9 protein-coding genes are annotated in these 8,004 nt (G+C 73.2%); 4 read left to right on the forward strand and 5 right to left on the reverse strand.

The window, feature by feature from the left end; all coding sequences use genetic code 11:
* Nucleotides 1-26 precede the first annotated feature (26 nt).
* Together E1298_RS19175 and E1298_RS19180 are read left to right on the forward strand one after the other, a co-directional pair.
* Nucleotides 27-1,397 (forward strand): cytochrome P450, encoded by a 1,371-nt coding sequence (locus E1298_RS19175; protein WP_131895119.1) that lies wholly within the window; start codon nucleotides 27-29, stop codon nucleotides 1,395-1,397.
* Nucleotides 1,394-2,203, forward strand: coding sequence for an SDR family oxidoreductase (locus E1298_RS19180; protein ID WP_131895121.1), 810 nt, complete (start codon nucleotides 1,394-1,396; stop codon nucleotides 2,201-2,203). Before E1298_RS19175 ends, E1298_RS19180 begins: the two co-directional genes overlap by 4 nt.
* A gap of 19 nt (nucleotides 2,204-2,222) precedes the next feature.
* On the opposite strand, the gene E1298_RS19185 is transcribed toward E1298_RS19180, so the two are convergent.
* Nucleotides 2,223-3,098, reverse strand: coding sequence for an oxygenase MpaB family protein (locus tag E1298_RS19185; protein ID WP_131895123.1), 876 nt, complete (start codon nucleotides 3,096-3,098; stop codon nucleotides 2,223-2,225).
* 102 nt (nucleotides 3,099-3,200) lie between these two features.
* On the opposite strand from E1298_RS19185, the gene E1298_RS19190 reads away from it, so the two are divergent.
* On the forward strand, nucleotides 3,201-3,839 hold the full coding sequence (locus E1298_RS19190; protein WP_243725663.1) for a TetR/AcrR family transcriptional regulator: 639 nt from the start codon (nucleotides 3,201-3,203) through the stop codon (nucleotides 3,837-3,839).
* An 11-nt stretch (nucleotides 3,840-3,850) separates the two neighbouring features.
* Here E1298_RS19190 and lhgO read toward each other — a convergent pair whose 3' ends face one another.
* From lhgO to hisN, 3 genes are all read right to left on the reverse strand, one after another.
* Complete coding sequence (gene lhgO / locus E1298_RS19195) at nucleotides 3,851-5,038, reverse strand: L-2-hydroxyglutarate oxidase (RefSeq protein WP_131895125.1); 1,188 nt, start codon at nucleotides 5,036-5,038, stop codon at nucleotides 3,851-3,853.
* A gap of 52 nt (nucleotides 5,039-5,090) precedes the next feature.
* Nucleotides 5,091-5,282, reverse strand: a complete 192-nt coding sequence (locus tag E1298_RS19200) for a hypothetical protein (RefSeq protein ID WP_131895127.1) — start codon at nucleotides 5,280-5,282, stop codon at nucleotides 5,091-5,093.
* Between the two features lie 125 nt (nucleotides 5,283-5,407).
* Nucleotides 5,408-6,211 (reverse strand): histidinol-phosphatase, encoded by an 804-nt coding sequence (gene hisN, locus E1298_RS19205; protein ID WP_131895137.1) that lies wholly within the window; start codon nucleotides 6,209-6,211, stop codon nucleotides 5,408-5,410.
* Nucleotides 6,212-6,347: 136 nt separating this feature from the next.
* On the opposite strand from hisN, the gene E1298_RS19210 reads away from it, so the two are divergent.
* Nucleotides 6,348-7,199 (forward strand): hypothetical protein, encoded by an 852-nt coding sequence (locus E1298_RS19210; RefSeq protein WP_131895129.1) that lies wholly within the window; start codon nucleotides 6,348-6,350, stop codon nucleotides 7,197-7,199.
* On the opposite strand, the gene E1298_RS19215 is transcribed toward E1298_RS19210, so the two are convergent.
* Nucleotides 7,196-8,004: FAD-binding oxidoreductase (locus tag E1298_RS19215; RefSeq protein WP_207944729.1), on the reverse strand; the 809-nt coding region annotated here is incomplete at its 5' end. The genes E1298_RS19210 and E1298_RS19215 overlap by 4 nt on opposite strands.

Here is an 8,004-nt window from a genome sequence, read left to right on the forward strand (position 1 = left end):
GCGCGGGCCGGGCGTCCGGAGGGTCCATGACGAGCGTCCTCGCGCCGCCGCCGGAGGGCAGCGGCCTCAAGCCGGTCCCCGGCGTGCCCGGCATCCCCTACATCGGCAACACCCTGGCGGTGATGCGGCACCCGTTCGACTACGCCCGCAAGCGGTACGAGGAGTTCGGCCCGGTCGCCTGGGGGTGGCTGCTCGGCCAGCGGACGGTCACGGTGCAGGGGCCGGAGGCCGCCGAGGTCGTGCTGGTCAACCGGGACAAGGCGTTCGCGAACGGCCCGGCCTGGAGCTACTTCATCGGCCCGTTCTTCTACCGGGGGATCATGCTCCTGGACTTCGAGGAGCACCTGCACCACCGGCGCATCATGCAGCAGGCGTTCACCCGGCCCCGGCTGCGCTCCTACATGGACGCGATGGCGCCCGGCATCGTCACGGGCGTGGACGCGTGGGAGCCGGGCTACGGCTTCAAGGTCTACGACCACCTCAAGCAGCTCACGCTGGACCTGGCGACGGACGTGTTCATGGGCGTCGAGCTGGACCAGGCCGAGCGCGACCGCGTCAACGGCGCGTTCATCGACGCCGTCCGGGCCGGGACGGCCTACGTCCGCTTCCCCGTCCCCGGGCTGCGCTGGCACCGGGGCCTCCAGGCCCGCAAGGTGCTGGAGGAGTTCTTCCACCGGCACCTGCCCGCCAAGCGCCGCGACGGCGGGGACGACCTGTTCGCCGCGCTCTGCGAGGCCGAGACCGACGACGGCCACCGGTTCACCGACGAGGACGTCGTCAACCACATGATCTTCGCGCTGATGGCGGCGCACGACACCACCACCATCACGCTGACGACGATGGCCTACTACCTGGCCAAGTACCCCGAGTGGCAGGAGCGGCTCCGCGAGGAGTCCCTCGCGCCGGCCGCGCGGCGCGGCGGGCCGGGGCTGGACTACGCCGACCTGGACGCGCTCACCGGCATCGACATGGTGATGAAGGAGTCGCTGCGGATGGTGGCGCCGGTCCCGGCGCTGCCGCGCAAGGTCGTCAAGGACACCTCGATCCTCGGCTTCCACATCCCCGAGGGGACGACCGTGGTCGTCCCGACGCTGACCAACCACCACATGGCCGAGTGGTGGCCGGACCCCGAGCGGTTCGACCCCGAGCGGTTCGGCGGGGAGCGGCGCGAGGACAAGATCCACAAGTACGCGTGGTCGCCGTTCGGCGGCGGCGCGCACAAGTGCATCGGCCTGTACTTCGCGGGCATGCAGGTGAAGACGATCCTGCACCAGATGCTGCAGAGGTACCGGTGGAGCGTCCCGGCGCGGTACGAATGGCCTCTGGACACCACGTCCCTGCCCTCACCGAAGGACGGGCTGCCCGTCCGACTCGACCGTCTGGAGCAGCGCGGATGAGCAAGGCCATCGCCATCACCGGGGCGGCGCGGGGGATCGGCCTCGCCACCGCCCGCGCCCTGAAGGCGCGGGGAGCCGCCGTCGTCATCGGCGACATCGACGAGAGCGCCGCCGAGGAGGCGGGCGAGAGCCTGGGCGTCGCCGCCCTCACCGTGGACGTGACGTCCCGCGCGTCGTTCACGGCGTTCCTCGACCGGGCCGAGGAGTCGGCGGGACGGCTCGACGTCCTGATCAACAACGCCGGGATCATGCCGATCGGGCCGGTCTGCGACGAGAGCGACGACGACGCGCGCCGCTGCCTGGACATCAACGTCCACGGCGTGATGCTCGGCACCAAGCTCGCCCTCGACCGGATGCTGCCGCGCGGGACGGGCCACGTCATCAACATCGCGTCCCTCGCCGGTGTCCTGCCCACGCCGGGCCTCGCCCTCTACAACGCCAGCAAGGCCGCCGTCGTGGCGTTCACCGAGGCGGTCCGGCTGGAGGTCCGGGACCGGGGGGTGCACGTCAGCGCCGTCCTGCCGACGTTCACCAACACCGAGCTGGTGGCGGGGACGCGCAGCCCGAAGGGGCAGCGCAACTGCGAGCCCGAGGACATCGCCGCCGCGGTCGTCGAGCTGATCGGCCGGCCCCGCCCGCAGGCCGTCGTGCCCAAGCGGCTGGGCGCGCAGGTCAAGCTGGGCACCCTGCTCCCCGACCGGCTCAAGCAGGCGGTCTCCCGCCGCTACGGGCTCGACACGATCTTCCTGGACTACGACCCGGAGGCGAGGAAGGGCTACGACGCACGCATCCGCACGGGATCCTGAGCGTCCCGGGGGCCGTCCGTCACCGCCGGGCGCGCGCGGGACGGCGCGCCTTCTGGGACGCGCGGGCCCGCCGGAAGGCGCGGCGCGCCTGCGGAAGATAGCGGACGGCCTCCGGCAGCAGCGGCCAGAGGCGGCCCGCCCTCCGGACGGCGGCGGCGAACCGCCGGTACCGGCGCTCGTCGGCGTCGCTCCATGGCAGGCCGAGCAGCTCGCGCATGCGGGGGTGCAGGCCGCCGACCGTGACGAACCGGGCCACCGCGTCCAGCGGCGGGGACACCGCGCGCCACACCGGCGCGGGGATCTTCGGCGGGGCGGGCAGGCCCTTGGTGACGTAGCCGACGCCGTAGCGGGCGGTCCCATGGGCGACGATCTCCTCGTCCAGCATCCGCTTCCAGTACGCCTGGAACGCCTCCCAGTCCTCCGGCATCGCCCGGTCGCTCACCCCGTACATCCGGAACCAGACCTTGGACTCCTCGTAGACACGGCGCTTCTCCGCCTCGCCGAGGGGCCTGATGAACGTCTCGATGCCGTACAGCAGGGTGTCGAGGAAGGTCGCGTGCGCCCAGTAGTAGGTCTCGGGGTCGAGCGCGTGGTAGCGGGTGCCGTCCGGCATCGTCCCCTTGATCTCGCGGTGGAAGTCGCGGACCTGGCGGCCGGTCGCGGCGGAGCGCGGCCCGCCGTACACGGTGTTCAGGATCGGCCCGGCCGACCGCTTCAGCCGCGCGAACGTCTCGGCGAAGAACACCGAGTGGTCGAGGACGCCCTGGCCCAGCGCCGGGAGCATGTTCTGCAGGACGGCCGCGCGCGGGCCGACGAGCAGCATCCGGGTGTCGCCGAAGTACCGCCAGGTCAGCGTGCCCGGTCCGAGGGGAGCGGGGTCGGCCTGGTCCGTCATGTGCACCGCCGGGAGATCAACCGAAGCAACAGAACAACGAATATTGTAGCTGTGTCGCACGCCTGGACCCGGACCGCCGCCCGCCCCGGCTAAGGTGCCGCTATGACCATGGACGCGACCCGGCCGGACGGGCTCCTGGCCCGGCTCTCGATGGGCGACGAGGGCGCCGACGGCCTGGACACCCGGATCCTGGACGCCGCGCTCGCCGAGTTCGAGACCTACGGGCTGCGCCGCGTCAGCGTCGAGGACGTCGCGAAGCGGGCCGGGGTCGCGCGCACCACGATCTACCGGCGGTTCACCAACAAGGAGCAGCTGCTCCAGGCGGTGATCCTGCGGGAGGTGCGCCGCTTCCTCACCGCGATCGCCGAGGCCACCGAGGACCTCCCGACGCCCGAGGACGCCGTCGTCGAGGGGTTCGTCGTCGGCCTGCGCAGCGCCCGCACCCACCCCCTGATGACGCGCGTGCTGGAGAGCGAGCCCGAGGCGTTCCTGCCGCAGCTCAGCATGAACGGCGGCGCGATCATGCTCGCCGCCCGCGACATCCTCGCCGACCGCCTGCGCCGCGCCCGTCCCGGCGACGCGGAGGACCACGGCACGGTCGCCGAGGTCCTGCTGCGCCTCGCCGTGTCGCTGCTGCTGGTGCCGGGCGGCGGCCTCGCGCTGGAGGACGAGGCCGCCATCCGCGCCTTCGCCCGCGACTACCTCACCCGGATGCTTCGTCCCGGGACGCCCCGGACCTGACCTGGACGTGTTCAGAGGTGGGCGGTGATGTGCTCGGCTATCGCCAGGGACGACGTCGCGGCGGGGGACGGGGCGTTGCGGACCGTGGTGATCGGGCCGAGGCGCCCGATGCGGAAGTCGTCCACGAGGGAGCCGTCGGGGTCCACCGCCTGGGCGCGGACCCCGGCGGGGGCCGGGACGACGTCGTCCAGCCGCAGGGCGGGGACGAACGCCCGCGCCTCGGCGACGAACGCGCGGCGGACGGCCGAGCCGTACAGCTCCTTGGCGCCCGTGCGCCAGTGCCGGCGGGCCATGCGGCGGAACCCCGGCCACCGGAGGGTCTCCCACACGTCGGCGGGACGGACGTCGCGCCACCGGTAGCCCTCCCTGGACAGGGCCAGGACGGCGTTCGGGCCCACGTCCACGCCGCCGTCCACGCGCCGCGTGAAGTGCACGCCGAGGAACGGGTAGCGGGGGTCGGGGACGGGGTAGATCAGGCCGCGGACGAGGCCGGTCCGCGCGGGGACGAGCCGGTAGTACTCGCCCCGGAACGGGACGATCGCCGGGGCGGGGGAGTCGCCCGCCAGCCGCGCCACCCGGTCGGAGTGGAGCCCGGCGCACACCACCAGCCGGTCGAACACCAGCTCCTCGGACGGCGAGGCGACCGTGACCCGCTCGCCCGCCCGGCCGAGGCGGACGACCTCGAAGCCCAGCCTGACCTCGCCTCCCGCCTTCACCAGGTCGGCGGCGAACTCCCGCGCCACGGCGGGGAAGTCGACGATCGCGGTCGTGGGGGAGTGCAGCGCCGCCACCCCGGCCGCGTGCGGCTCGATCTCGCGCAGCTCCGCGCCCGTCAGCCGCCGCAGCCCCGGCACCCCGTTCGCCGTCGCGCGGCGCTCGATCTCCTCCAGCGGGCCCAGCTCGCGGGCATTGCGGGCGACGACGACCTTGCCGCACTCCTCGTAGGGGAGGCCGCGGTCGGCGCAGTAGTCCTTGAGGAGCCCGACGCCCCGGCGGCACAGCGTCGCCTTCAGCGAGCCCGGAGCGTAGTACAGGCCCGCGTGGGCGACGCCGCTGTTGTGGCCCGTCTGGTGGGCCGCGACACGATCCTCCTTCTCCAGGACCGTCACCGTCACGTCCGGCCGCGTCTCCATCAGCCGCCGCGCGATGGCCAGCCCCAAGATCCCCGCCCCGACCACACCCACCCGAGTCTCCGCCACACCGGGCACCCTACGGGGCCGGACGCGGCGCTGGGCGAGGGGCCGGTCGGGGTCAGCTTCCGAGGCGTTTGCGGCCCTGGGCGCGGACGCGCTTGCGCTGGGACGGGTCGAGCATCATGTAGCCGACGACCGGTGCCCCGAGGACGCCCAGGATGATCAGCGCGGACACCCACCAGGGGATGATGAACATGGTCAGGAAGCCGACGACGACTCCGCCGATGACGAGTTTGGTCTGGGTCGACATCTGTTACCTCCGATAGGGACCGCCCATCAATGACAACGGCCGTCCCGCGACCGCTGTTCCACGATATGTCGCGAGTCGGGTCCGTGGCCAGAATCGGGCCGTCCGGATCTCGGCGGGGGATCGGCTCAGATGCGCAGCGAGAGCTGGCCGCCGCCCAGCGTGCGCAGCACGTCGGCGTGCAGCTTGCCGTTGGTGCACACGACGCTGCCGCCGTCCGGGCTGGGGACGCCCGAAAGGTCGGTGAACATGCCGCCGGCCTCCTCCACGATCACCTGGAGGGCCGCCAGGTCCCACAGGGAGACCTCCGGCTCGGCGGAGATGTCGACCGCGCCCTCGGCCACCATCATGTGCGACCAGAAGTCGCCGAACGCCCGCGTCCGCCACACCTCGCGGGTCAGGTCGAGGAAGCGGTCGAGGCGGCCCTGCTCCTCCCAGCCGCTCAGGCTGGAGAACGACAGGGACGCATCGGACAGCTCCCCCACCGACGACACGGTCATCCGGGCGGCGCGGGTCAGGCTGCGGCCCGTCCAGGCGCCGCCCCCTCGGGCCGCCCACCAGCGGCGATTCAGCGCGGGGGCCGACGCGACGCCGACCACGATCTCGTCGTTCTCCATCAGTGCGATGAGCGTCGCCCAGACGGGGACGCCCCGGACGAAGTTCTTGGTGGCGTCGATCGGGTCGATGATCCAGCAGCGGTTCCCGTAGCCGGTCTTGCCGTACTCCTCGCCGACCACCGCGTCGCGCGGGCGGGCCCGCTTCAGCGTGCCGCGGATCTGCTCCTCGACGCTGCGGTCGGCGTCGCTGACCGGCGTCAGGTCCGGCTTGTTCTCGATCTTGAGATCGAGCGCGCGGAAGCGCCTGGTCGTGATGTCGTCGGCCCCGTCCGCCAGCACGTGCGCGAGACGCAGGTCATCGGAATAGCCCGCCACGGCGTGCCACGCTACCGCGATCACCCGGCGCACCGACACACTTACCCGGGCCGTTACGGCTTTTCGGCCAGTTCGGCGGGGGCGCGCCGGGGCGTAGTGACCGGCGCGGGGCCCGGCAGGTGGCAGCATGGGGCCCATGGCGCACGACCTTCCCGGGTGGGTGGCCGAGCTGACCGACCCACGCCGGGCGCAGACGCTCGACGAGCTCGCCGACCGGCTCGTTCCCCTCGCCGAGCACGCCATCGACGTCTCCCGTCGGTTGCAGGCCCAGCTCAACGAGCTCAACGACCCGTTCAAGCGCGAGGCGCTCTACGGCCGCGTCGAGCGGCTGAAGGCCCGCGCGGGCGAGGCCATGGAGGAGATCACGGCGGAGATCGCCGCCTCCGGCGACGAGCGCATCGAGCGGGTCTGGGCCGACTGGGCCGAGCGCGCGGGGCCGGGTGACCGCGCCGCCCGCGAGGGCGAGCTGCGGCGGCGGCTGGAGAGCGACATCGTCCCGGCGCTGTCCAAGCAGCAGCAGGACGTGGCCGAACGGGTCGCCGCCCGCACCTCGACGGCGCTGGAGCAGGCCACGCAGACGCTGCTGACCCGCGTCGAGGAGCTGGCCAAGGCGGTGACGGACCTGATCCACGAGGTGCTGCCGCTGGCCCGCGAGGGCCTGTCGCTCGCCAGCCGCATCTCCACCCTGTCGAGCCACGCCAGGAAGGCCGGCCGCGGCCCGATCCCCGGCGAGCTCAAGGACGCGGGGGCCGAGACGGCGCGGGCGTTCGACGAGGCCGTCGCGCGGCTGGAGCTGGAGTGGGCCGCGCTGGGTGCCCGCTCGGCCAGCGTCCGGGCCGCACTGCGCGGCGCGGAGGAGAGCGCGTTCAGCCAGGTCACCGAGGAGATGACCCGCTGCGTCGAGGAACTGGCCCCCGAGCACGTCAAGGCGCTGAACGAGGCCGAGGCCAGGGCGCGCAGCCTGTTCGAGGAGCCCACCAAGGGCTAGGCGATCGCCTGCGGGAAGGTGAAGAGCCGTCCGGGATCGTGGGCGGCCTTGACCTTGGCGAGCCGTTCGAGGTTCGGGCCGTAGTAGGCGCGCGCCCAGCCGGTCAGCTCGCGGTCGATGTAGTTCACGTAGGCGTTGCCGCCCAGGTACGGCTCCATCGCCTCGTGCGCGGAGCGCAGCCAGGCGGCGTCGGGGGCGAGGTACTGGACGCAGAACAGCGCCCGGCGGTGCGGGAACGCGGTGTCGCCGGGGCCGACCCGGCCGATCGCGCCGCCCATCGCGTCCATCAGTACGGAGCGGTCGGCGACGTCGTTGCCCTGGACGAGGCGCGCCAGGAGGGCGTCGATCGCGGGGTCGGGCAGCGGACGGTACGCCAGGTGCGACTTCCCGGCGTAGTCCGTCCTCGGGAAGCTCCCGCCGGGGCGCTGCCCGGGCAGGGACCCCTGGCCGTGGCATTGCTCGACGGTGCGTCCCGCGCATCCCGCCATGAACAGCATCGCGTCCATGTAGGGACGGCTCCGGCCGCTGGAGGTGATCGGCTCGGCGCCCGTCGCGGCGGTCAGCCCGTCCATGTGCCGCTCCGCGTCCGCGAGCGCGAGCCCGGTCACCTCGACGCTCGGGGTGCCGTCCGCCGGCCGGCTGTTGAGCTGGAGGCTCGTCCAGACCTCGTCGGGCGCGGACGGTGCCCACCGCTGCCAGCCGCGCACCACCTGCGCCGCCCGCGCCCAGGGCCAGCGGAGCGTGAACGGGGTGGCGTCGCCCGCCTCGTGCGTGCGGAACGTGAACGACACCGCGACCCCGAAGT

Source organism: Actinomadura rubrisoli (assembly GCF_004349215.1).
In the GTDB taxonomy this organism is placed as follows: domain Bacteria; phylum Actinomycetota; class Actinomycetes; order Streptosporangiales; family Streptosporangiaceae; genus Spirillospora; species Spirillospora rubrisoli.

Excerpts from the sequence above, each read along its gene's own strand:
- E1298_RS19180 (WP_131895121.1), top strand. The coding sequence starts at position 1,394 with ATGAGCAAGGCCATCGCCATCACCGGGGCGGCGCGGGGGATCGGCCTC.
- E1298_RS19210 (WP_131895129.1), top strand. The coding sequence starts at position 6,348 with ATGGCGCACGACCTTCCCGGGTGGGTGGCCGAGCTGACCGACCCACGC.
- E1298_RS19175 (WP_131895119.1), top strand. The coding sequence starts at position 27 with ATGACGAGCGTCCTCGCGCCGCCGCCGGAGGGCAGCGGCCTCAAGCCG.
- E1298_RS19185 (WP_131895123.1), bottom strand. The coding sequence starts at position 3,098 with ATGACGGACCAGGCCGACCCCGCTCCCCTCGGACCGGGCACGCTGACC.
- E1298_RS19200 (WP_131895127.1), bottom strand. The coding sequence starts at position 5,282 with ATGTCGACCCAGACCAAACTCGTCATCGGCGGAGTCGTCGTCGGCTTC.
- E1298_RS19190 (WP_243725663.1), top strand. The coding sequence starts at position 3,201 with ATGACCATGGACGCGACCCGGCCGGACGGGCTCCTGGCCCGGCTCTCG.